This window comes from Flavobacterium sp. N2038 (assembly GCF_025947185.1).
Taxonomy (GTDB): domain Bacteria; phylum Bacteroidota; class Bacteroidia; order Flavobacteriales; family Flavobacteriaceae; genus Flavobacterium.
The window spans coordinates 4,263,643-4,286,793 of record NZ_CP110001.1; the positions used below are offsets into that span (position 1 = coordinate 4,263,643).

Annotated in this window: 16 protein-coding genes; 9 read left to right on the forward strand and 7 right to left on the reverse strand. The window is 33.4% G+C overall.

All coding sequences use genetic code 11. From position 1 onward, the window contains the following. Positions 1 to 180: 180 nt before the first annotated feature. The 4 genes from OLM51_RS18630 to OLM51_RS18645 form a co-directional block, all read right to left on the reverse strand. Positions 181 to 2,496, reverse strand: coding sequence for a BamA/TamA family outer membrane protein (locus tag OLM51_RS18630; protein WP_264552082.1), 2,316 nt, complete (start codon positions 2,494 to 2,496; stop codon positions 181 to 183). Continuing rightward, the gene (locus OLM51_RS18635) at positions 2,480 to 7,579 is read right to left on the reverse strand and encodes a translocation/assembly module TamB (protein ID WP_264552083.1); all 5,100 of its coding nucleotides are present in this window, start codon (positions 7,577 to 7,579) and stop codon (positions 2,480 to 2,482) included. Before OLM51_RS18635 ends, OLM51_RS18630 begins: the two co-directional genes overlap by 17 nt. Positions 7,580 to 7,828: 249 nt before the next feature. Further along, a complete protein-coding gene (locus tag OLM51_RS18640) occupies positions 7,829 to 8,779 on the reverse strand; it encodes a GSCFA domain-containing protein (RefSeq protein ID WP_264552084.1) in 951 nt (316 codons plus the stop codon). Between the two features lie 87 nt (positions 8,780 to 8,866). After that, complete coding sequence (locus OLM51_RS18645) at positions 8,867 to 9,694, reverse strand: hypothetical protein (RefSeq protein ID WP_264552085.1); 828 nt, start codon at positions 9,692 to 9,694, stop codon at positions 8,867 to 8,869. Between the two features lie 261 nt (positions 9,695 to 9,955). Between OLM51_RS18645 and OLM51_RS18650 the strand changes: the two genes are divergently transcribed. Beyond that, positions 9,956 to 10,153 (forward strand): hypothetical protein, encoded by a 198-nt coding sequence (locus tag OLM51_RS18650; protein ID WP_264552086.1) that lies wholly within the window; start codon positions 9,956 to 9,958, stop codon positions 10,151 to 10,153. 53 nt (positions 10,154 to 10,206) lie between these two features. On the opposite strand, the gene OLM51_RS18655 is transcribed toward OLM51_RS18650, so the two are convergent. Beyond that, a complete protein-coding gene (locus tag OLM51_RS18655; protein ID WP_264552087.1) occupies positions 10,207 to 10,989 on the reverse strand; it encodes a hypothetical protein in 783 nt (260 codons plus the stop codon). 231 nt (positions 10,990 to 11,220) lie between these two features. On the opposite strand from OLM51_RS18655, the gene OLM51_RS18660 reads away from it, so the two are divergent. Continuing rightward, positions 11,221 to 12,966, forward strand: a complete 1,746-nt coding sequence (locus OLM51_RS18660) for an ABC transporter ATP-binding protein (protein ID WP_264552088.1) — start codon at positions 11,221 to 11,223, stop codon at positions 12,964 to 12,966. 94 nt (positions 12,967 to 13,060) lie between these two features. Here the strand turns inward: OLM51_RS18660 and OLM51_RS18665 are convergent, their stop codons facing one another. Beyond that, positions 13,061 to 13,438, reverse strand: coding sequence for a GxxExxY protein (locus OLM51_RS18665; RefSeq protein ID WP_264552089.1), 378 nt, complete (start codon positions 13,436 to 13,438; stop codon positions 13,061 to 13,063). Positions 13,439 to 13,596: 158 nt separating this feature from the next. Further along, positions 13,597 to 16,236: an alanine--tRNA ligase gene (alaS, locus tag OLM51_RS18670; protein ID WP_264552090.1), complete on the reverse strand. Its 2,640-nt coding sequence runs from the start codon at positions 16,234 to 16,236 to the stop codon at positions 13,597 to 13,599. A gap of 256 nt (positions 16,237 to 16,492) precedes the next feature. Here alaS and OLM51_RS18675 point away from each other — a divergent pair, with 256 nt between their 5' ends. The 7 genes from OLM51_RS18675 (at position 16,493) to OLM51_RS18705 (ending at position 23,092) form a co-directional block, all read left to right on the forward strand. Beyond that, a complete protein-coding gene (locus OLM51_RS18675) occupies positions 16,493 to 17,470 on the forward strand; it encodes a peptidoglycan DD-metalloendopeptidase family protein (RefSeq protein ID WP_264552091.1) in 978 nt (325 codons plus the stop codon). A 48-nt stretch (positions 17,471 to 17,518) separates the two neighbouring features. Further along, entirely contained in the window at positions 17,519 to 17,851 is a 333-nt protein-coding gene (locus tag OLM51_RS18680; RefSeq protein ID WP_111364203.1) for a MerR family transcriptional regulator, read from the forward strand. Positions 17,852 to 17,888: 37 nt separating this feature from the next. Beyond that, positions 17,889 to 18,476, forward strand: a complete 588-nt coding sequence (locus OLM51_RS18685; protein ID WP_264552092.1) for a LemA family protein — start codon at positions 17,889 to 17,891, stop codon at positions 18,474 to 18,476. A gap of 31 nt (positions 18,477 to 18,507) precedes the next feature. Beyond that, positions 18,508 to 18,945: a TPM domain-containing protein gene (locus OLM51_RS18690; protein ID WP_264552093.1), complete on the forward strand. Its 438-nt coding sequence runs from the start codon at positions 18,508 to 18,510 to the stop codon at positions 18,943 to 18,945. A 3-nt stretch (positions 18,946 to 18,948) separates the two neighbouring features. Continuing rightward, entirely contained in the window at positions 18,949 to 19,785 is an 837-nt protein-coding gene (locus OLM51_RS18695; protein WP_264552094.1) for a TPM domain-containing protein, read from the forward strand. Between the two features lie 97 nt (positions 19,786 to 19,882). Then, a complete protein-coding gene (locus OLM51_RS18700; RefSeq protein ID WP_213254306.1) occupies positions 19,883 to 20,296 on the forward strand; it encodes an RrF2 family transcriptional regulator in 414 nt (137 codons plus the stop codon). A gap of 249 nt (positions 20,297 to 20,545) precedes the next feature. Then, positions 20,546 to 23,092: a TonB-dependent receptor gene (locus OLM51_RS18705; protein WP_264552095.1), complete on the forward strand. Its 2,547-nt coding sequence runs from the start codon at positions 20,546 to 20,548 to the stop codon at positions 23,090 to 23,092. Positions 23,093 to 23,151: the final 59 nt, after the last annotated feature.

The window sequence follows — 23,151 nt, forward strand, 5'->3', positions numbered from 1 at the left end:
TAAAATATTTTAGACCAATTTACTTCATTTTTTTCTTTTTTAGCCACGAATTTTCGCTAATCTCTTTGTCTAATAATTTTTCCAATTTCACAAATTAAAATTTATAAAATTCAATCATAAATATCCGCATAGATTAACGAAAATTCGTGAATTCGTGGCGGAAAAAAAATGACAAAAAAACTAAAACGGATATCCAATAGCGATATTCAAAATCAGATTGTCTTTTCTCCAGGAACTGCTTCCCAAATTTATATTATCAATCACCCATCTTTGCCCGTCTGGCAACGTGGGATTTCTAAGCGGAATAGCTAAATCTGTTCTCAAAACAAAGAACGATAAATCAAAACGTAAACCGGCGCCGGCACCAATGGCAATCTCTTTCATGAAATCTTTTGAAATTTCAGCACCGGGTTTATCCGGATCAGCATGCAAAAGCCAGATGTTTCCAGCATCTAAAAATAAGGCCCCTCTAACAATGCTAAAAAGTTTTGCACGATATTCCGTATTGAATTCCAGTTTTAGATCAGCGGACTGATCAGGTGTATAATTTGAATTTGTGGTTGGCGGAATTACATAACTACCGGGCCCAAGTGTTCTTGCTCTGAAAGCTCGGATACTGTTGGTTCCTCCTACCACAAACTGTTTGGATGCTGGAAGTGTATTCGAATTTCCATAAGCAAATCCCGCTCCCACAATCAATCTGCTGGCCAATTCACTTTCTTTTCCCAATTTTAAATAATGTCTGAAATCAGATCTGATTTTTACATATTGACTAAACGGAACATCAAATATTGTTTTTACATTATTTGGATAGTCTGCACCCGTAACTAACCCCGTAAGATTTCCCGCCAAATCAAATTCACCATTAAAATAAATGGTATTCTTTCGGCGTTTCTGCATTGTATTGGTATAGGTATAATTGTAAGTTGGACCAAAAATCAATTGTTTTTCAATTACCTTCCCTAATGCCGGATCATCTTTAATATCTTCTAAATATTCTTCGGTAACATGATTCGGACTCACATAAGTCACATCTACAATATTTAACTGGTGTTCTTTTCGGATATTTTCTTTCCATAAATAACCGAAAGTAGAATTAAAAGAATTCAGTGCATACAACTGCGTTCTTTTTTGATATTCGTATCTTAAAGTGGCCTTGGTTCTCGGCACAAAGTCACTGTTTCCTTCTATATTAAAAGGTGTAATAAATCTTGGCCAGGTCAAACTAACTTCTCCTCCAAGCTTATAAATATTCTTTCCTTTATTGACACCGCCTAACTGAAAATCGGCACCGCCAAAAATTGACGCTGTAAACATTTCTGCGCCACGAAAAAAGTTTCTGTTATTCCAATTTAAATTGACTTCTGTACCCGTGTAACTTGCCGAATTCGTTTTTCCGATAACCTCAACTCTTATAAACTTTTTAGGTAAAAGTGTCAAATAATAATAGGAATCCAATGCATTTTCAATACTATCAGAAGGCTTAAATTCATTTTTTACAAAACTAAAAGTCCCAAGATTCACAAAACGGTTTAGCGTTAAATTATGGTCTTTTCTATTATATAAATCTCCTTTTTTAAAATAAATCGTTCGATCGAAAACTCTTGGTTTAAAGGTTTCTGTTGTATCTATAATAGTAAAATCTTTGTATTTTGTACTATTTTTTTTTCTATACACAGCACTGTCATTTCCGAAAGAATAATTTGGATACACAAATATGTTGTTGATTTTATAAGCAGTTAAAGCCTTAACCGGCGTTTCGTCTTTTATAACCAACCTTATTTTTACTTCGTGATCGCCTTTACTGCTGTCTACTTTTGCTAAAATATAATCCGGATTAAAATAGAAATAGCCTTTTTCTTTTAATCGCGCATCGATGCGTTCTCTTTCTGCTTTTATAACATCCAAATCATACGGATTTCCAACTTTCAGTAAACTTCTTCGGCTTGATCTGGCAATTATTTTTGACATTTTAAGAGAATCATCAGGAAAAGTCACACTCTTAATAATATATTGCTTTTTTGGCACAACGATATATTCTGCAGTTACCCTTTTGTTTCGAACAGTTGAATCGGCACTTACCCGAGTTTTAAAATAACCTCTGTTTTCGGTAAAATTGCGCAAAACCGATGCATTATATTCTAAATCTACTTTACTGAAAAGTACCGGTTCTTCTCCCACTTTATTCTTCAGCCAGTATCTGAATCCTTTTTGTTTTTTTGGTGTACCGGCAATATTATAAAACCATAGTTTTGGACGTAAACCTAAAAAAGTTTTATTGGGTTTCGGGCGAAGCAATCCTTCAAGTTCAATTTCCAGTGCTTTTCTTTCTTTCTTTTTTATGATAGAATCCTTGACCTCTACTGAACCACCAGTATAAAGCAAATCGCCTTCCGGAAGATATTTTGTATTACTGCATCCTAAAACAAAAAACAAGGATATCAGCACAAAATACTTTGCAAAATGATCTTTTATATGATTATGTTTTTTGTTCATTCCCTTTAATTTGATTTTCCTGATTTTCCTCCTGCTTCTCCTTTTCTTTCTCTTTTTGCTTTTGCTTTTCTTTTCGCAGTTTTTCTTCTCTTATCAATTCTTTTTCTTTTTCTGTACGATGAAAAAGTTCTCTGAATTTATTGTAACTCATCGTTATAACAAAAGCAATTCCCGTTTCTACGACCTGACCTTCTACTGCTACCTGATATTGATTTTTTCTATACGCACGAACCATATATCGGCCATCTTTTGTAAGCTGATAATCGAGTGCTACATCTCCTGCAATATTGGTACTTTCTTCATTGGCACGTTCCTCGCCTTCTACTCCAAAACTGCTTCCAACGGTCACTTTTAAACGGTCATCCAATAATCTTTTTGAAACTTCAACATTCAGATCGGTTCTGTTTTGCATGGTTCCTGTAGTATAATCTTCTGTTGATTCTAAATCAAAATTGACTTCAAACCCTGTGATTAATTCTCCTGCAAGATTATTTAATTGTTGTGAAAGAATTTTACTCACACTCTGTCTCGCCATAGATTCTGCGCTTGTACCGCCACTTTCGCTGGAAAACGGATTTTCGCCTACAAATCGGTTTAACAATAAAAGAGCAAAGACCTGCTTGTTTAACTCCGCCGGATCTTGTTCTATCTGTTTTAATTTTGACTGAGTCATAGTTACGACAGCTGCAGAAACATCGTAATTGCCGTCTGGAAGATCAATTCCGAACGAAATTTCAGGTTTCATTAATTCTCCGTTCATTTTCAATAAAGTCTGAAAAGGAAGCTTTTGTTTATACGTATTTTTTTCAGCCTGCTCCTTACCTGCTAACTGATTCCCAAGCAAATCTATCGGAGCTGCATTGACTTTATAAATCGCGGTAATATTTACATTAGCCTGAGTAGGTTCTCCATTCCAGGTAATATAACTGCCTTTCTGAATGTCGAATTTTCTTTTGATTCCATTGAAGTTCATTTCGTACGATCCATCCGAAAACTCATATTTTCCAGTCAAAGTGGTTTTTCCTGATTGATCAATTCCTCCAACTAATTCTGCTTCGCCTTTTAATTTTAAATAATCGCCGTTTGTTTTATCAATCAGCAAAGTCAATTCAGCTTCTTTGTCAATCGAAATGGCGACATTCACATTCATTCCTTTCAATTCCGATTGATCTAATTTATTTTTCATGTCAACTGTTTGTTTCAGATACATATTATCTTCATCAACAAACTCAACAATTCCTTCCCGATCTGCAATTGACGGATCTGACTGAGGCATGACAACCGTAAACTTCGTTTCTTTATTTATTTTAATCGTTCCGTCAACAACCGGACTTTCTAAACTTCCTTTAATATTTAGTTTTGTATCCAAAAATAAATCGCCGTAAAACAAATCATTATCTGCCGCTTTAGAATTAATAGCTCTAAAATCACTAGCCTCTACAAGAAGATTAAAATTGTATTTAACAAAATCCGCAGATTGAATTGTTCCGTTGACAAACAATTCATTATCATTTTCATCTAAAAGAGAAAACTTATCAAATGAAATCGTTCCCTCATTAAAAATGATTTTTTCTTTTCCTGTTTTAAAATAAGAATTAAGCTGTGTGACTCTAAAACCGGCATCATTAAAGTTTAATTCGCCATTAACTTTTGGAGCCGAAGTATTTCCAGTAATTTTGAAATTTCCTGATAAAAAACCTTTCCCTTCGGTAATATTTCCCATACTAAAACCCTGAATACTTTTAATATTCAGTTTGTTGATAGCAACATCCAAATCAAAATTGCTTTCCTCTATTTTATATTCGCCAGTAAGCTTTACATCATTTCCTTCATCACTCAAAACTACATTAGCAAAAAGCGTATCAGCTGTTTTATTGTCTACTTTTATTTCTAAATCTCCAACTTTTTCTCCTTTAAAAGTAAAATCATCTATTTTTAAATCAGAAGTAAAAATCGGATTTGTCATTACATTTTCGACCAAAGCATTTCCGTTTACCAAACCTTGAATCAGCGATTGATCTTTGGAAATCATATTCATGATAGTCCCAATTTTGAAATTCACAAAATCAACTTGCAAAGGCGCATTACTTTGTGTTCCCTGAGACTGAATCTTCAATCCGTCGCCTTCATGATTCAAATAAAATTTATTGATATAAAGTTTCTTATCTCCAAATTCGATTGCATTTTCCGGATCAACATTCCATTTTTCATAATTCAAAACGAAGTTTTCCGCATCAATTTTAAAAATATTTTTAGAATCTTCAGCTTTAAATTCTCCTCCAACAAAATACTGCTGTTTGTCTTTTGCATCTTTTACCTCAAGTGCATAATCCAAGATATTATTTTCTACTTTACCTGATAAACTGGTAAATGGAATTTTGAGAGAACCGCTTTCGATCGTGGCTACAGAAACCAAATATTCTAAAGCGTTCTCTTTTGTTTCTATATTTATTTTCCCATCCGAAATTGTATTGCCATCGTAAACAATTCGCGGAATTGCCCCTTTTATTTCTAAAGAATCGACTACATTATTATATTTTCCGGCGATTTTAATTGGCTCCAAACCTGTAAGTTTCGGAATCAATTTAAATAAAATCGGGTCGTTATCAACCGTTAACGTAAAAGCCAATCTTTGTTCATCAGATTCTCCATTTACTTTCGGGTTTTTCAGATCAATATATTTTGAAAGTGATTTTTTGACTGCAGCAGCTAATGTTGTCAATTTATATTTTCCGTCAACTTCTGCTTTTAAAAACTGTGACGAAATTTTGATATTATTTCGGGTATTATCTGAAAAAGCAATTACATGCACCGAATCTAAAACAATTGGTTCTTTGTCCTGCAAAATCTGAATGTTTGAAAGAAACACTTTTCCGTTTAAAAAATCAGGATTGCTGTTGGCAATATCGGCATCAATATTCCCGCGAAGTTTCATTGGTCCGGCGTGAAGATTCAGTTTTTCTAAATCGGCTATATCCAGATTCAGCTTTAATTTTATTGCCGGATATTTCTCTTTTGTATTTCCGCTGGCAACCAAATCAAAATTCAAATTTGGATCTTTCATTCCAGATTTTACAGCAAAAGATCCATTTTCGATATTTCCTTTTAATGCTAAATCTTTATATGTATATTTATTAAAAACAGCTTTTTGAACCAGTCCATCCACTACTGCATTTGCCGTTTTTGGGTCTAAACCAATTCCTTTGACTTTCGCTTTAAGCGTAATTTTTCCGACAGAATCATTTTTGATTAATCTTCCTAAATTAAAATCCAATAAATAAACCGTTGCATCGTATTTCTCTCTTTTTTTAACACGCTGATCAAATAAAGCATCCACTTTTGCATTTCCGAAACTACTGTTCAACGCCAGATTTGTTTTAAAATTCTGAACTGTACCTTGAAAATTTCCCTGTAAACTTAATTGCGAAGGAATTTGAATATTCTTCGGAATTGTTCCAGCCGGCACAAACATATTAATGTCTTTTGCCGTGCTCGAAATCTTTTTAATATTTAAATCGTAATACGCTTTTTGCGCATCTGGCAATCCAGCAATTTTTCCCGAAAGAGAAACTTTTGTAGAACCAATTCCACTCATTTCAAATTTCGAAATAGTCAAATCTTTTACTTTTCCGCTTACACGGCTATCTACATACAAAATGGCATTCGGATTGCTTTTGAACGGATTGGTATTTTGAAGATCTGGAACAAACAAAAGAATGTCTTTGAAACCAATTTTAGATTGTTTTAAATTGGCATCGATAGCCAGATTTCCTAAATCTTTTTGGAGTGATTCAAGTGATTTATATTGCGCTCTAATTTTATCTTGAACAAGCGTTTGCGGTGTTTTTAAATACAGATTTTCCAGTGAAGCATTTTTTGGTCCGTAAAAGAAATCGGTTTTAAAAGCCTGAATCTCTAAACCGCTTTTTTCGTTTACTGTCACTCTTTTAATGCTTCCTGAAATGGTATCGTTTCCATAATACAATTTCTCCGCTTTAAAATTGAATTTACTCAGATCAAGATGCGCATAATCAATTCCTTTTGAGAGCGGTTTTGACTGCATATCATCAAATTTGAAAGCAATATTTTCCAGATTGGTTTCCTTCAATTTTACTTTCCAGCCTGCTTGTTTTATGGCTGTTGAATCTAAATCTGGAGTTTGAATTTGTTTGTCTTTTGCACCTAATCTTAAATTTCCGCTAAGATTTTTTAGTTCGAAAGTATCAAAATCCAAGAGCTGTTTATTCAAATCGATTTTATTTACTGCTAAATTCAGATTCCCTAAACGTATCCCCGAATTGAGTTTTGAATCCTTATTATCATATAAAATATCAATTTTTGAAAGACTTATTTTGCCCAGATTCAAATTGAAATCTTGTCGCTTCGAAATGGTATCGACGGTTTTCACCGAAACTTCCGCAATTTTTTCTACAATATCCTGATTCAGGACTACTTTTAAGCCATTCAAATTGATGTTTGGAATATTGAAATCCATTTTATCTAAATCAAATCTCTTAAATTTTGTATCAAAATGTGTCAGATTCACCCGAATATCATTTTTCGAAAAATCATCTTTAAAATTGAATTTAACCTGATCCAGATTTACTTTTACAACTGATATTTTGAAAGGTTTACTATCCGGGTCTTCTACTTTTGGCTCCTTGGATTCGAATGCTTTTATGATATAATCAAAATTGAATACACCATCTTTGTTTCGGGAAATATTGACTTTGGTATTTTCTAAAGAAATCGAATTAATTTCAAGTTCACTGCTGACCAGTTTAAAAAGATCAACATCAAGTTCTAATCTTTTACCTGCCAGCAAAATGTCTTTTTTTTGATCTTCAAAATAAAAACCTTCCAGCACTACGTCTTTTGGAAATTTTATAGCAATATAATCTAAAGAAACTTTGGTTTTAATTTTATCCTGAAGATAAGTTACCGCTTTGTCCTTTACAAAATTCTGAACCGAAGGAACCTGAATTAAAATGATGACAAGTAATAACAGCGTAACCACAGAAACCATGCACCAAAGCAGTACACGCAGTGTTTTTTTTAGAAAATGAACGGATTTTTTATTCATACGTCAAGAAAACACATTAGATTAAAATTGAACCTTTGGCAAAGCCAAAACATCGTTTTTACAAAATTGGAAAAATTAATACCCCAACAATTTACATAATTATGTGCAATTATTCTAAAATTCTGCGGTGAAATAGTTAAATTCTTACTTTTAGATTTTAAGTCATAAAGGTGCAAAAACACAAAGTTTTCTTATTCTATGCTGTTGAGAATCGCAATTGGTTAAAATAAATAATTATGATTGTGCTAATTAGAATTTAATATGTGGCAATTTTTCTCCCAAAAGACCAATTTTCTTCTGAAGCTTTTCTAAGAATTTTATATGTTGATCTGAATCTGGGTTAAAACTGCGATGACGAAGACTTTTCTGAATTTCATCAACTTCTTTCATAACAGAAAAACTATTTTCAGAAACGTAATTTTCGCTAAAAAGCTTCCAGATATAATCAATAGCAATTTGGTTGGGATGCAACATATCTTCATTATAAAAACGATAATCACGAAGTTCATCCATCATAATCTCATAGGAAGGGAAATAGTTGAAAGTCGAAAGTCGAAAGTCAAAAGTTTTATGCAAAGCTGTAAATAAATGGGATTTGCTTAGTTGATTTTCGACAAATCCGTCTTTTATGTGACGCACTGGCGAAACAGTAAAAATGAAGTTTATTTCTGGATTTATATGCTGAATTAAGTCAATTGTATTTTGAATACTCTCTTCAATAATTTCAACTGGTAACAATTCTTTTGAGAATTGTTTTTGTGGTACTTTATGACAATTGGCTACAATTTCTTCGCTTTCATTATTTCTGTAAATCCATGAAGTTCCAAGCGTGATAATAATATGTGTGGCTTCTTTAATTTGTTTATTAGTTTCTGTAATGGCTTTATTAAGTGTTTCCAGTAATTCTTGTCTGTCGGCATTACTTAAATCAGAATGAACCTCAAAACTATGCCAGCGTTCATTATGGAAGAAAACGTCTTTTTCCTGAAAGAAATTCTTTTCACAAACTCTTCGAAACAAATTCTCAATTGAAACCGGATTAAAAATAATTCCAAACGGATTGGTTTCATTTTGAAATTTAAAATAATCAAATTTCTCCGCCATATTCTCTGCAAAACAGGAACCAATAGAAAGTATCTTCGAATTATAATCGATTGGATTATTACTTTTTGAAATTGGAATTTGGGTTCTGAATTGCATGAAATTATTTTCTGTAAATTTCGGTTATTTTTTACAAACAAAAAAGCCAGCTGTATTAACAACTGGCTTTTAGTACCGAAAAAAATATTAGTATGTGTAAATTATATCATACTCAGATTCATCTGATTTTTTAGTTAGCGGGTATCCATTTTTATCATAAGTATAAATATAATTTTCTGAATAATTTGTGGTACCGCTATTATCTCTTACATGAGTAATTTTTTTTATAATATTATTTAATCCAAAATCATTTATTCCGAAATCTCCATTTGCCATATCGTGACCATTATATAAATTTCCATCAAACAATATTAAATTAAGTCCTACAATATTCTTTAGAGGATTATTTTTACTGTCGTAATTAAATTCACAATCATTCGTGTACGGTGCTTGACTAGAATATTCGGTGCTTATTTTGGCAAGATTACCGTTTTTAAACGTCAAAATTTGTTTCCCGTCTTCTGCAGTATCTGGTGCATCATGGCGAAATGTTTCATACGAAATAGTACCATCTGCATTATGAGAATAAACTTTCTTAACATAAAATTCATTAGTTGAACTACCATTTGGGAGCGTTAAAACAGCTTCTTTCAGTTTATCTTTACTATATAAATAATGAGTCGTACTGACTATTTCATTGTTTACAAATCCTTCAGTTTTAGTAATAAGATTTCCGTTGTAAGTAAAAACAGTTTTCATAATTTTATCATAAGCTAAACGTGATACGCTTACAATCTTATTACCACTATAAACAAAAGTATTTGTTTGTATTTCATTATTAACTTTTGACTGAAATGTTATTGTTTTTGGTAAAACTTGAGGAATTTCTGTTGGTTTCTTGATTTCGATATCGTTAGAACAGGAAGCAAACACAAAAAAGGAAGCTGTTAGGCAATAAAATAATTTCTTTTTCATAACAATTGTTTTAATGATTAAAAACAAAAAAAATCATTTACAACTAAAACAAAGACATGTAAAAGTTTATTTTATAATAGTTTAAGCTATTTAAACTTAAATTCTATCCATAAAAAAGAGACTATATCAGAGATCCAAATAAGGTATATGAATATTACAGTAACTTACAGGGGTGGCCTAAGGATGAAATAGATAATTTTATTATTAATAAAAGGAATTTGGAGTGTAGGACATCCATTCTATAGAAATGCATCATGTTATTTGCAATCAAATAGAAATATCGTAATTAAAGGAATGGGGCCAGATTTTTCTCTAGATGAAAGTATGGTCTGGACAAGCAATACGGCTGAATATCCCGGATCAACACTACAGTTACAAGATGATGGCAATCTCGCACTAATTTATAATGAAACCATTACATGGTCTTCTAAAAATGGCAAATCAAAAATAGCATTCTAGCTAATTTTTAATTATACAAAAAAACCAAATACCGAAGTATTTGGTTTTGATAATTAATATAAATATTTTGTAATATTTGTTATTTGTCCTCCTTCTCCTTTATAATAAGTCTCTAAATTTGGATAACCATTAGGATCGTACTCGTACTTTTTTATATCAAAATAAGTACCTGAATCAGCAGAAGAACGACTTAAACGGTTATTAAGAGATGATTTTTCATCATTTATCAATAAACTCATTCCTATAATATTTTTAAAAGGAGAATTCATATTATCATAAACATATCTAAGTCCATAAGAAGGGATATTAGTTTTTGTATTTACAACAACTTCTTTAATCCGATTTCCATTTTTTACTGTAAGTAAAGAAAAATAATCTTCTTCTGTTTCAATCTTTGTTAAATAGTCAGTACTAAATCTTTGTTCTTTAATTAATGTATCTGCTAAATAGGTGTAAACTGATCTTATATTAATTTTTTTAGGATATGTTGATGTAAAAATGTCAAGATATTTAATTGATGCTAGTTTCCCTTTTGTGTAAGCATAGGTTTCTTCATTAACTTTAACTTCTTTACCTTCTACAATGTTATAATAAGCTTTTCTATTAATCAAATTTTCCTCATAATAGTAGTAAACTTTATACTTTTTATAGGCTATGCTTTTAATTTTCATATCATCATAAGAAACTAAAGCAGTATCAGAACTAAATCCGGGGTAAATAGATATTATGGTTTTAGGTAGTGTAGAATCTTTTGGTTCTAAAGGCGGATTTTCATCACTTGAACAAGAACTCACTATTAAAGATAATACCGTAAACAGTAATAAAAGTTTTTTCATTTTTATCGATTAAGCTTTGAGATTCAAAAATACAAAACTCATTCTGAAAATCAATAAATTCTTACATTAATTAATATTTAAAATGTAAAATTAAGATGAGTAATTAATATGTCAAGCAAAATATCAGATACAAGTTTAAAATAAAAAATTACACTTTTAATAACAGAAATCAACTATACAAACTAAAACAATTCCTTACTTTTGTATCCTGCACTTTTCTAAAAATCTTATATGAAATTACTATATTCTTATATAATCAAACATAAAATGCTTTTGTTTTTTGCTTTGATTATGGCCTCTATAAACATTTGTTTCAGTTTGTCAGACTCTATTATTACGGGTAAATTAATGCAGGACTGTGGTGTTGGACTGCATAAATATGACGGAAATGCAGCCGGATTTATCAAATCGTTGTCTTTCTGGCTTGGTCTTTCACTTGGAGCGGCAATGATTTCCAGAATTACCAAAAACTTTCAGGATTATTTTACCAATATTGTAATTCAGAGAACGGGTGCCCAAATGTATACAGATGGTATTAAAAAATCGCTCGATTTGCCTTATGCTGAATTTGAAGATCAGCGAAGTGGTGAAACTTTAAGCAAACTAACCAAAGTACGATCTGATTCTGAAAAATTAATCACACTTTCTATTTCACTAATTTTCCAAACCATTATCGGATTCATCTTCGTGATTCTTTATGTGGCGAGAATTGATTTTCGGATTTCACTTATCTTTTTAATTACGGCGCCAATTATTGCTTTGGTAAGTTCTTATTTAGGTAAAAAAATTAAAGTGGTTTCTAAAAAAATTGTAAATCAAACGAATGCTTTGGCAGGCTCAACAACCGAAAGTTTGCGAAATATTGAACTTGTAAAAAGCCTTGGTTTAACCTATCAGGAAGAAAAGCGTCTGAACTTAAATACGTTTAAAATTTTACATCTTGAACTGGAAAAAGTTCGCTACATACGAAGTTTAAGTTTTATTCAGGGAACAACGGTTCACTTTTTAAGAACCTGCGTAGTTTTTACTTTATATTATTTCTTGTTTGGAGGAAAAATTATAGTAGGTGATTTATTGACGATGGTATTCTTTACTTTCTTCATTTTTGGCCCATTGCAGGAACTTGGAAACTTTATCATTACAGTAAATGAAACCAAAGTTTCAATGGAAAATTTCAGAGTACTTCTGAATGCTCCGAAAGAATTTCGTCCTAAAAATCCAAAACATGTTGGAGCAATTCAGTCTTTATTGTTTTCAAATGTGAGTTTCAAGCATAAAACGGCCAAATTTAAAGCTGTTGAGAACATCAATTTCGAAATCAAGCAAGGACAGACTGTTGCCTTTGTTGGTCCGTCTGGTTCAGGAAAAACTACTTTGGTAAAACTATTAGTTGGCTTGTATACCCCGGCCGAAGGTCAGGTTCTTTATAATGACATTGATTCGACCGAAATTGATTTACTGGATCTTAGAAAACAATTGGGTTTTGTAACTCAGGATGCTCAATTATTTTCGGGAACAATTCGTGAAAATCTGTTATTTGTAAAACCAAATGCAACCGATGAAGATATTTATGACGCTCTGAAAAGAGCCAGTTGCGAAAAACTCCTAAAACGAGCCGAAGATGGTTTAAACACAACAATTGGCGAAGGCGGAATTAAGGTTTCCGGTGGAGAGAAACAACGATTATCTATTGCGAGAGCAATTTTAAGAAATCCAAATTTATTGATTTTCGATGAGGCAACATCCGCTTTGGATTCTATTACCGAAGAAGAAATCAACGCTACAATCCGAAATATCTCAGATAAAAACCGAATCACAGTTTTAATCGCACACCGTTTATCAACTGTTATGCACGCTGACAGAATTTTTGTTTTAGAACAAGGTAAAATCATCGAGCAAGGTAAACACGAGGACTTAATCGTGGAGAAAGGACTATATTATGCTATGTGGCGCCAGCAGATTGGGGAGCGTAAGTAGATGCGCGTAAAGAATCTCGCAAAGACGCAGAGTCGCAAAGTTTTTTTTAAGCTTTGCGACTCTGCTTTTTTATTTAAGTTTTTTAAAGGCTTTATTAAAGATTTGAAACTACTCTTTTAATTCCAAATTTGATAATTGGCACGTTAAAGTTAATCAGTAAGCCTAACTTCATTTTTGTGATTTTAAGATACGTTAAAACTTGTTTTGCATGTATATCTGTCAATTGTTCAATGGATTTAATTTCTAGAATTACTTTATTCTCAACTATTAAATCTGCTCGAAATCCAATATCCAGATTTATTTGGTCCCAAATTACAGGTAACGTTTTTTGCCTTTCTACATTTAATCCTCTTTTAGTTAATTCATGAAACAAAATTGCTTCATAAACAGATTCTAATAATCCAGGACCTAATTTTACATGTATTTTATAACAAACATCAACCACAACAGCTGAAATTTCATTCTCACTCATTTTTACAAAATTAAAGTATAAACTTACAAAAATAAAATTTAAAAGCTTTGCACCTCTGCGACTTTGCTAGATTAAAACGTCTTCAAATTAACTTAAAAAAAAAAGTCGCAAAGCTTAAAAAAAACTTTGCGACTCTGCGTCTTTGCGAGATTAAAAAATTACTTCACGAAATCTACAGCCTTAGCCAAAGCCTCAGCAATTCCGTCAACGTTTTTACCTCCTGCAGTTGCGAAGAAAGGCTGTCCGCCTCCTCCACCTTGGATATATTTTCCTAATTCGCGAACAACTTGTCCAGCATTTAAGTTTTTCCCTGCTACAATTTCTTTAGAGATATAGCACGTTAACATTGGTTTTCCTTCGTGAGCTGTAGCAAAAACTACAAACAGATTATGATAAGCATTACCCAATTCGTAAGCTAAATCTTTTGCTCCATCTGGATTTAAATCCACTTGTTTTGCTAAAAACTGAACTCCATTGATTTCCTGTAACTCTTTAGCTAAATCACCTTTCATATTTTTAGCTTTATCTTTCAATAAAACTTCCAATTGTTTTTTCAATTGTGCATTTTCATCTTGCAATGCCTGAATTGCTTTTACAGGATCCTGAGCATTTTTAAGTGCTTCTTTAATTTCGGTAAAAGCAACTGCCTGTGATTCAAAATATTCTTTAGCCGCTTCACTTGTAATTGCTTCAATTCTTCTAATTCCAGATGCAACCGCACCCTCTGAAACAATTTTAAAGTGCCAGATATCAGAAGTATTAGCAACGTGAGTTCCTCCACATAATTCGACAGAATCACCAAATTTGATTGTACGGACTAAATCTCCATATTTCTCTCCAAATAAAGCTATTGCTCCATCTTCAAGCGCCTGATCTTTTGGGATTGCTCTTTTTTCGATTAGTGGTAAACTCTCACGAATTCTCGCATTTACAAAGTTTTCTACTTCCAGTAATTCCTCATCAGAAACTTTAGAGAAATGAGAAAAATCAAAACGCAATGAAGCATTACGAACCATAGATCCTTTTTGCTCAATATGTGTTCCTAAGATTTTACGTAAGCCCTGGTGCAATAAATGCGTAGCCGAGTGATTTGACGACGTTTTAGCTCTTTGCAAAGCATCTACAACAGCATTAAAAGTTCCAGTAAGATTTTCTGGTAACGATTTTGCTAAATGTATCGTTTGATTGTTTTCTTTTTTAGTATCAATAATATAAATGATATCTCCGTTTTGAGCTTCTAAGTATCCTTTATCTCCAGTTTGTCCTCCGCTTTCTCCGTAAAATGGAGTTGCATTGAAAACTAACTGAAAAATTTCTCCATCTTTTGCGCTTTCAACTCTTCTGTACTTCGTAATTTTTACCTGTTGTGATAATCTGTCGTAACCAACAAATTCCTGAATATCATCTTCTATAATAACATTCCAGTCTCCAGCCGTTACTTTTGATGCAGCACGAGATCTTTCTTTTTGTAATTGCAGTTGTTCCTGAAATCCTTTTTCATCCAATTTCAATCCTTTTTCAGAAAGAATCAAAGCAGTTAAATCGATTGGGAATCCATAAGTATCATACAGTTCAAATGCTTTTTTACCATCGATTGTATCTCCTGCATTATTTAAAATTACAGCATCTAAAAGAATTAATCCCTGATCTAATGTTCTCAAGAATGAATTTTCTTCTTCACGAATAACATTTGAACAAAGTGCTTTCTGAGTTCTGATTTCCGGGAAAGAATCTCCCATTTGCTCACTTAAAGTTTCTACCAATTTATAGATAAAAGCTTCTTTGGTACCTAAGAAAGTAAATCCGTAACGAATAGCACGACGTAAAATTCTACGAATTACATATCCTGCTCCTGTATTAGATGGCAATTGTCCGTCAGCAATAGCAAAAGCTACAGCACGAACGTGATCTGCAACTACACGAATCGCGATATTCATTTTATTTTGTTCATCACTAATGTTTGTTACTTCATTAGGTGTATACTTTGCTCCGGTAATCGTTTCAATTTCTCTAATTAAAGGCATGAAAACATCCGTATCATAGTTTGATGTTTTTCCTTGTAATGCCATGCACAAACGCTCAAATCCCATTCCGGTATCAACGTGCTGTGCAGGAAGTTTCTCAAGTGACCCATCTGCTTTACGGTTGAATTCCATAAATACGTTATTCCAGATTTCAACAACCTGAGCATTATCACCATTAACTTCTCCTTTTCCAGGTTTCAGCGCTTTTTCTTCTTCAGAACGTAAATCAACGTGAATTTCAGAACAAGGTCCGCAAGGCCCCTGATCTCCCATTTCCCAGAAATTATCTTTTTTATTTCCTAAAACAATTCGGTCTTCGTCGATTAACGTTTTCCAGATATCCCAAGCTTCCTGGTCAAAAGGAACATTATCTTCTTTGCTTCCTTCAAAAACAGAAACGTAAAGATTTTCTTTTGGAATTTTATAAACTTCTGTCAATAATTCCCAAGCCCAGTTGATTGCTTCTTTTTTGAAGTAATCACCAAAAGACCAGTTTCCTAACATCTCAAACATAGTATGGTGGTACGTATCAATACCAACCTCCTCAAGATCATTATGTTTACCTGAAACACGAAGACATTTTTGCGTATCGGCTATCCTTTTACTTTTTGGAGTTCCGTTTCCTAAGAAAAATTCTTTAAACTGGGCCATACCCGAGTTATTGAACATTAAGGTTGGGTCATCTTTAAGTACAATAGGAGCCGAAGGAACAATAGTATGCCCTTTACTCTCAAAAAAATCTAAAAATTGTTTACGTACGTCTTGTGATTTCATGTTTTATAATGAGATAATTTGATAATGTGGCAATTAGATAGTTCATCAATCTGAAAATGTGATCATTAGCTTTTTTTATTAAAAAATTCAAAATTCAAAACAATAAATTTCGTTTTTAATGCATTATCTAATTATCAAATTGACACATTATCTAATTATTTTAATTCTTGAAAAAAAGTCCCGAACAACTGAAACATTTACTAATTTTGTTCGACTAACTTATTTTACAAGCTGCAAAAATAGGGTATTTTAAAATATGGCGAAAGTAAAATATTATTACGACTCAGAAAATCTGGCTTATACGAAAATAAAAACCAGAAAAAGGGCAAAATTTGGCTATGCATTGTTGTTTTTAGTAGCCTCAGCATTATTTGGTTTTTTAGTTTTTATACTTTTAATCAATACTTCTTACTTTGAAACTCCAAAAGATCGTTTGCAGGCTCGCGAAATTGAAAATTTAAAACTGCAATATGCAATTTTGAATAAAAAAATGGACGAAATTGATGCTGCAGCGGAAGCTCTTGAAGACCGTGATAATAATATTTACAGAGTTTATTTTAATAAAACCGAAATTCCAGATTCAATTAGAAAAGCTGGTTTTAGAAATCCGGAGAGATACAAAATATTAGAAGGATACAATAATTCACAATTAGTATTAAACACTACTAAAAGAGTTGACAAACTTTCTAAGGAGCTGGCTATTCAGTCCAAATCTTTGGATGAAATTTTAAAACTGGCAAGTTCTAAAGGAAATTTATTATTGGCGATTCCGGCTATTCAGCCCGTGCGAAATGAAAATTTAAAACGTGTTGCTTCCGGTTTTGGATACAGAATTGATCCTTTCACGAAAGTGAGAAAAATGCATAACGGAATGGATTTTACAGCTAACACCGGTGCCCCGGTTTATGCCACAGGAGATGGCGTAGTAGACAGAGCTGACGATAATGCATCCGGGTACGGAAACCACGTCGTTATCAGACATGGATTTGGATACGAAAGTTTGTATGCGCATTTAAGCAAATACAATTGCAGACCCGGACAGCATGTAAAACGTGGCGATGTTATTGGGTATGTTGGAAGTACTGGCAGGTCTGAAGGCCCGCATTGTCATTATGAAGTTCATAAAGACGGAAAAGTCGTCAATCCGTTGAATTTTTATTACGGAAATATTTCGGCTGTAGAATATGTGGCAATTTCGCAAATGGCAAATCAGGAAAACCAGTCATTAGATTAATAGTACAAAAAGTATTATTTTTGAAATAAATATAGAAAATTAAGAAACATGCATATTGAACTTTCAAAAGATAAAAGATATTACAGCATTGGCGAAGTAGCCAAAGCTTTTAATGTCAATGCATCATTGATACGTTTTTGGGACAGCGAATTTGATATTCTGAAACCAAAAAAGAATGCAAAAGGCAATAGAATGTTTACTCCTGATGATATTACAAACCTGCAATTAATCTATCATTTGGTTAAAGAAAGAGGTTTTACACTTGAAGGAGCCAAAACACATTTAAAAGAAGGACAAAAGAAAACATTAGATAAATTCGAAATAATACGTAAATTAGAGTCCATAAAAACACAATTAAACGACATCAAAAACGAATTGTAATTAAATAAAAATAGAAATAAACTTAAATTAAATACACATGAAAAGATTTTTGCCTTGGATTATTGGAGCTGTCTTAATTATTGGAATTTACAGCTGGGTTAAAGGAATTAACAATACTGCGGTTACATTAAATCAAAATGTAGAGCAATCTTGGGGAAATGTTCAAACGGCTTACCAAAGACGTAATGACCTTATTGGAAATTTAGTAAACACTGTAAAAGGTGCTGCAGATTTCGAGAAATCAACTTTGACCGCTGTAATCGAAGCTCGTGCAAAAGCAACAAGTGTAACTGTAGATCCGTCTAACATTACTCCGGAACAACTTGCTGAATTTAATAAAGCGCAAAGTGGCGTATCTTCTTCTTTATCAAGATTATTGGTTTCTGTTGAGCAATATCCAACATTGAAAGCAAACGAAAACTTCCTAAAATTACAGGATGAATTAGCAAGTACTGAAAATCAAATTTTAACGGCAAGAACTCGTTTTAACGAAGCTGTTGCTCCATACAACAACCACATTAAAACATTCCCAAATAGTTTATTTGCAGGTATGTTTGGCTTCAAAGAAAAAGCTTATTTTAATGCAGTTGAAGGCGCTGACAAACCAGTTGAAGTAAAATTCTAAAATCAACAATCTTAACTCTAAAATTATTTCAATGTCAAAAGTAGAAGATTTTTTATCCAAGGAAGAAGAACAAGAAATTGTTGAAGCTATACGTGTGGCTGAAAAAAACACTTCTGGCGAAATTAGAGTTCATATAGAAAAAACAACTTCTAAAGTTCCTTTTGAAAGGGCTTTAGAAGTTTTTCAAGAATTAAAAATGAATGAAACCCAACAGCAAAATGGGGTTTTATTCTACTTTGCTGTCGAAGATAAAAGTTTTGCCATTTGTGGAGACAAAGGTATTAATGACCTTGTAGCCAATGATTTTTGGGATTGTACCAAAGATAAAATGGTAGAACAATTTAAAGCTAAAAACTTTAAGCAAGGTATTGTTGATGGTATTCTAAATGCCGGTGAACAATTAAAAAAATATTTTCCGTGGTCGGAAGACGACACTAATGAATTATCTAACGAAATCTCAAAAGGATAACTAATGAAAATTTCCACAAACAAAACCTCAAATTCAAAAGGATTTTTTCAATCTGTCTTTTTACTAATTGCGCTTTTAATTTGTAATGGCATCTTTGCTCAATTTACAATTCCGGAAAAACCAACTTTACAGACATCTGTTTACGATTATGCTAATATTCTAAGTGCTACTGAAAAAGCACAATTAGAAGAAAAACTGATTCATTATGCAGATTCTACAACGACTCAAATTGTGGTAATCACAATTGAAAGTCTAAAAGGCGAAGACGTAAGTCAGTTGGCTACAAAGTGGGGACAAACCTGGGGGATTGGAGGAACAGCAAAAGACGACAATGGTGTTGTAATTTTACTGGCTAAAAACGAAAAGAAAATTGCCATAAATCCAGGATACGGTGTTGAGGATCGTTTGACTGCAGGAATTGGCGGAACCATAATTAGAAATATTATTATTCCCGAATTCAAAGCCGGAAGTTTTTACAACGGTCTTGATAAAGGTACTGATGCTATAATTGACGTTTTTAAAGGAAAATTTAAAGGCGAAAGAAAGCAAAGCAAGCAAAAAGACTTCCCAATATTACCATTCATAGTTATTGTTGTTATCATATTAATTCTGATTTCAAGAAATAAAAGAGGCGGAGGAGGAAATTCAGGTAACAATGGCGGCGGCGGCCCTAGCCTGCTCGATGTTATTATTCTAAGTAATCTTGGAAGAAGTGGCGGAGGTGGCTTTGGAGGTTTCGGCGGAGGATCATCCGGTGGTGGTTTTGGCGGAGGCGGTGGCTTCGGCGGAGGATTTGGTGGCGGAGGTTTCTCTGGTGGAGGTTCTAGCGGAGGCTGGTAAATCTTTATTCTTTAAGGTTACTTTTGTTTCAGTTTTCAAGTTTAGAAAAACTTTAATTTATTTTCATACTTTTACAATTCATAATTAAAAATATTAGATGTTATCACATAAAGCAAAATACGCCCTTAAGGCCTTACTTTATTTAGCTGAACAAGACGAGAATCACATTTCCAGAACTGTGGAAATTGCTGATGGTGCTAATATTCCTAAAAAGTTTCTGGAACAAATTTTATTGGACCTAAAAAGAGGACGTTTTGTGAGCAGCAAGCAGGGAAAATTTGGCGGTTATTATCTGATAAAATCCAAAAATGAGATTACTTTGGCAGAAATTCACCGATTATTTGACGGTGCAATTGCACTTTTGCCATGCGCTTCTTTAAATTTTTATGAGCCTTGCTCTGATTGTAAAACCGAGTCTGAATGCAGTCTGCGTCACGGTTTGATGCTTATTAGAGACAAAACTTTAAAGGCCATGGAAGGCATTACAATCGCTTCATTGGTTAAGAAATAAAAAAATATTTTTTAATTCCTAGTAAATCTATAGAATTAATACATATATTTGCCAAAAATAATTAACAAACCATTTACAAAATTTTAACCCATGAAAGAACATTCTAGTCCATCAGGTGTAACAAATCTTTTGCAAAGAAATTTAAATAAGCAATTCACAAACGTGAAAAACATTTCATTTGGAATGTGTATGTGTTGGTAAAAAAAATTTATTTTTAAACTCTACTAATCACATATACTTAATATAAAAATGAAAAATTCTATAAAAAATATACTTACAATACTAGCCTTTTTAACATTCTCAATCTCATTTGCACAGAACATCGAAGGTGTAGTTAAAACCAGTGAAAATATCCCATTAGAAGCTGCTAATATTGTTATAAAAGGAACTACTTCTAATACCACATCTGATGCGAATGGAAAGTTTAGCATCGATTCTAAAGGAAAACTTCCCATAACACTTCTGGTACAATATGTTGGCTACAAAACGACAGAGTTAGAAATCGACAATTTACCAACTGCACCACTACAAGTAACACTTAATGAAGAGAATGCACTTGTTGAAGTAGTAGTATCTTCACGACGCAGAATCGAAAAAGTTCAGGATGTACCTATTGCAATTTCGGTGATTACAGGTAAGCAGGCAGAACAAACAGGCGCTTTCAACGTAAACCGTATTAAAGAACTTGTTCCTTCGGTTCAATTATATTCATCAAATCCAAGAAATACCGGAATCAACATTCGTAGTCTTGGTTCTCCATTCGGGTTAACAAATGACGGAATTGATCCAGGTGTTGGTTTCTATGTTGATGGTGTTTATTATGCACGTCCGGCAGCAACAACTTTAGATTTTATTGATGTTGAACAAATCGAAGTTTTACGTGGACCACAAGGTTCTCTATTTGGAAAAAACACCACTTCCGGAGCTTTCAATATCACGACAAGAAAACCAAGTTTCAGTACAGGAGCAGATTTTGAGGTGAGCTACGGAAACTATAATTTTCTACAGGCTAAAGCATCTGTTACCGGAGCTTTAGGCAAAAAAGTAGCAGGTCGTATATCCTTTTCAGGAACTCAGAGAGATGGTTTAATTGATAATATTGTAACAGGAAAACCAACTAATACATTAAACAATCAGGGAATTAGAGGACAATTACTTTGGACTCCAACTGTAAATACTAATGTTATTTTAGCGGCAGATATCACTACACAACGTCCTGACGGATACGCGCAGGTTGTGGCAGGTGTAGCACCAACGCAAAGAGCTGCTTATCGCCAGTTTGATGCTATTATTAAAGATTTAAATTATCAGTTGCCAAGTCTAAATGCTTTTGATCGCAAAATCGATCATGATACACCGTGGCGTTCTGGACAAGACATGGGAGGTATCTCTCTGAATGTTGACACAAAAATTGGAGGAGGAACGCTTACCTCAACAACAGCTTGGCGCTTTTGGAACTGGGATCCGTCAAATGACAGAGATTTTACAGGATTACAGGTTTTGGCTAAATCACAAAATCCAACAAGACAAACACAAATAACACAAGAGGTTCGTTATGCGGGTCAGATTACTTCAAAAATAAGCGGAGTTGCTGGTGTATTCTTTATTGACCAGACATCGCAAACAGACGGTACAGAAGAATCTGGAGACGCACAATGGAGATTCTCGCAAAGCTCAACGAGTCCATTATGGAAAACTCCGGGACTTTTTGAAGGATACGGAATTCATACCGATGCAAACATCAGAGCTTCAAGCGCTGCGGTTTTTGGACAAATTGACTGGGCAATTACAGAACGTTTTCACGTTTTACCAGGTTTAAGATATAATTTCGACAAAAAAGACGCTCATTATAGCCGTAAAACTTACGGAGGTCTTCAAACAAATGATCCTGCTTTGCTAGCTTTAAAAAAATCAGTTTACTCAGATCAGGCATTTGATTCGGATACTGACAACACAGACTTTTCAGGAAATATTACACTTACATACAAAGCATCAGACAGAATTAATGCCTATGCTACTTTTGCAAAAAGCTACAAACCGGTTGGGGTAAATGTTGCGGGACTTCCGTCTGATTCTAAAGGACAGCCACTACTTGATCTTGCCGTAATTAAACCAGAAAAAGTATATCATTATGAGGTTGGAGTAAAAACATCTCCTTTTAAAAATTCGATTTTGAATTTAACGTTCTTTAATACTGATATAAAAGATTTCCAAACCAACGTTCAGGCTGCTGAATTGGGTGTAAACCGTGGTTATCTTGCTAATGCAGATAAAGTACGCGTAAGAGGTGCTGAACTAGATGCCAGTTTTGTGGTTAATACACATTTAACTGTAAATGCAGCTGCAACTTATACAGATGGTAAATATGTGAAATTCACAAATGCGCCACTTCCATTAGAAGAAACTGGAGCTCCGGTAGCTTTCAAAGATGTTTCCGGAACTGAATTACCTGGTGCATCAAGATGGGCAGGATCGTTAGGAGGAGAACTTTCTAACAGAGCAAATTTCTTCGGAAATTCAGGAAAAGTATTCCTTGCAATTGATTCGTATGCCCGTTCTGAATTCTCATCAAGCCCTTCGGCTTCAAAATATTTAGTGGTTCCTGGTTATGCAATTTTCAATGCACGTCTAGGTTTCCGCGCTTCACAAGGGTTATCAGTTCACTTCTGGGGACGTAACTTATTAAATAAAGATTATTACGAGCAATTATTGCCTGCAGGTGGTAACTCAGGACAATATGCTGGTGTTATTGGTGATCAGAGAACTTACGGAGTTACTTTAAAGTATTCGCTGTAAGCGGTTAAATTAGTTAGTTTAAGTCATGAAACGAGGTTCATTTTTAAGAATGGATCTCG

Coding starts and splice junctions, on each gene's coding strand:
- OLM51_RS18630 (WP_264552082.1), bottom strand. CDS start 2,496: ATGAACAAAAAACATAATCATATAAAAGATCATTTTGCAAAGTATTTT.
- OLM51_RS18635 (WP_264552083.1), bottom strand. CDS start 7,579: ATGAATAAAAAATCCGTTCATTTTCTAAAAAAAACACTGCGTGTACTG.
- OLM51_RS18640 (WP_264552084.1), bottom strand. CDS start 8,779: ATGCAATTCAGAACCCAAATTCCAATTTCAAAAAGTAATAATCCAATC.
- OLM51_RS18645 (WP_264552085.1), bottom strand. CDS start 9,694: ATGAAAAAGAAATTATTTTATTGCCTAACAGCTTCCTTTTTTGTGTTT.
- OLM51_RS18655 (WP_264552087.1), bottom strand. CDS start 10,989: ATGAAAAAACTTTTATTACTGTTTACGGTATTATCTTTAATAGTGAGT.
- OLM51_RS18660 (WP_264552088.1), top strand. CDS start 11,221: ATGAAATTACTATATTCTTATATAATCAAACATAAAATGCTTTTGTTT.
- OLM51_RS18665 (WP_264552089.1), bottom strand. CDS start 13,438: ATGAGTGAGAATGAAATTTCAGCTGTTGTGGTTGATGTTTGTTATAAA.
- alaS (WP_264552090.1), bottom strand. CDS start 16,236: ATGAAATCACAAGACGTACGTAAACAATTTTTAGATTTTTTTGAGAGT.
- OLM51_RS18675 (WP_264552091.1), top strand. CDS start 16,493: ATGGCGAAAGTAAAATATTATTACGACTCAGAAAATCTGGCTTATACG.
- OLM51_RS18680 (WP_111364203.1), top strand. CDS start 17,519: ATGCATATTGAACTTTCAAAAGATAAAAGATATTACAGCATTGGCGAA.
- OLM51_RS18685 (WP_264552092.1), top strand. CDS start 17,889: ATGAAAAGATTTTTGCCTTGGATTATTGGAGCTGTCTTAATTATTGGA.
- OLM51_RS18690 (WP_264552093.1), top strand. CDS start 18,508: ATGTCAAAAGTAGAAGATTTTTTATCCAAGGAAGAAGAACAAGAAATT.
- OLM51_RS18695 (WP_264552094.1), top strand. CDS start 18,949: ATGAAAATTTCCACAAACAAAACCTCAAATTCAAAAGGATTTTTTCAA.
- OLM51_RS18700 (WP_213254306.1), top strand. CDS start 19,883: ATGTTATCACATAAAGCAAAATACGCCCTTAAGGCCTTACTTTATTTA.
- OLM51_RS18705 (WP_264552095.1), top strand. CDS start 20,546: ATGAAAAATTCTATAAAAAATATACTTACAATACTAGCCTTTTTAACA.